The sequence below is a fragment of the uncultured Legionella sp. genome (assembly GCF_937871865.1).
In the GTDB taxonomy this organism is placed as follows: domain Bacteria; phylum Pseudomonadota; class Gammaproteobacteria; order Legionellales; family Legionellaceae; genus Legionella.
Genome location: NZ_CALMPD010000147.1, coordinates 1 through 1,688 on the forward strand (window position 1 = coordinate 1; position 1,688 = coordinate 1,688).

Here is a 1,688-nt window from a genome sequence, read left to right on the forward strand (position 1 = left end):
TACACCTTCATGATACTCCAATTTTTTTAAAATAGATTTTAAATGCCCAATCTCAATTTCGATTCCATCACACAGAGCAGCTTTAGCTGACAAGGTAGTTAAAGCCTCTTTGATTTTGGGCATTGACATCCAAATTTGAGGATCATTCTGATAAGCAGCATTTTTCTCTAAAGTACCAAGCAATGTTAACGCCAATTGATAATTATCAAGGTTCACTGTTCGATAATTTTTTACCACCGCACGAAGCACACTACCTAATTTAACAGCCGTCGTGTATGCACCAATATCCCTGGAATGACTAATTTCTTCAAATCGTTTTAAACAATTTACATGATAATTGTAGACCGACTCCAACATGGATTGCAGTCCATCATCAATAGTCTGTTGCATCACCAGAACATCTGTTGGCATGCCTTTAGGATTAATCAGTTTCTCATTCACATGAATACTTACCAAACCAGCCCCAATGAGTTTGCCTTGATGATTCGTTTCTTCAGCAAGAATATCCGCAAGTTCTGTAACATCATAATCATATAAATCAACAAAAGAACAGGATTTGATATCCAAATAAATTCTCGATGCCTGTCGAGTGAATTTTAACTGAATGTGGGAGCAAATCGGATATTTACTGTCATTTAAGGGATTAAAACCCGTAATATGCCATTTTAATTGCTCCATTACATAAGCACGATGGATTTTGTGGTAAACAGGATAAGTAATTATTAAAGAATCGGGTGTAGTTTCTATTTGTGGTTCAGCAAACAGATGCTTAAAACAAAAACCATACGCTTTTTTTAAAACCACAGAACTATCCGCCATAGCCACTCCAGATGACTCTCTGGTTGCAAAAAAGCTTGATGAATAATTCAGATGAAATAACGAACCAGTATCCTCCCGCAAATACCTACTTGGTTTACTGCTCTCATCCGTCGTCTGAAGATCACCACCAATTTTATGTGTCCCCCTCATGATCATGTCCTTTTAATAATGAGTAGCTATCAGCAAAATATGCTGCCCTGTTCGCAATCAAGAACGAAAATACCGTAGTTTAAAAGATTAAGTCAAGTAAGCGAACAAGAGATAAGACCAATATTCACTATACTCAATAAACACTTTATCTCTGACAAAAACATATCTAAAAATTTATTACGCAATACTATGGTTATCATTCGCCCCTCATCAAATGAAACAATACTACAGTGGCTTGTAAGAGATTTAATTAATCGAGAACCTACGCCACACCCATTATTATTTTACAAAAGAAGCACCGATTTCCCGTTGTCATTTATCCATGTTAAAGGTAGACTTGCGAGTGTTAGTCCCGGTGGCACAGCTGGATAGCGCAGCCCCCTCCTAAGGGGCAGGTCGGAGGTTCGAATCCTCTCCGGGACGCCAATGAAATCAATGGGTTACATGTTTTTAAGCCAACATACAGATCAGATTATTAAATTGGGGGCCTACCTGGGTACCTAAAAATTAAATTAATAGCGAAAAATTATGACTAGTAATCATTTATTCCTTTTAAACAGTATGATAAATACCCAAAGAAATAAGCTTGCCCCAGATCAGAGCGAACCAGATTTTTTTGAGTATTTCACGGTACAGCAAATTTTAAAAAATGAAGATCTATCAGTTGTGTCATTCAGCATTCTAAAGGGACCATCGATCAGCAGTTAATGGGACCGCCT

The 1,688-nt window shown here is 37.3% G+C and carries 1 protein-coding gene and 1 tRNA gene; one reads left to right on the forward strand and one right to left on the reverse strand.

All coding sequences use genetic code 11. The features are described 5' to 3' along the window. On the reverse strand, window positions 1-969 hold a 969-nt coding region (locus Q0495_RS07695), incomplete at its 3' end, for a hypothetical protein (protein WP_298624659.1). A 349-nt stretch (window positions 970-1,318) separates the two neighbouring features. Between Q0495_RS07695 and Q0495_RS07700 the strand changes: the two genes are divergently transcribed. After that, window positions 1,319-1,395, forward strand: a tRNA-Arg gene (locus Q0495_RS07700). The last annotated feature ends 293 nt before the right edge of the window (window positions 1,396-1,688 follow it).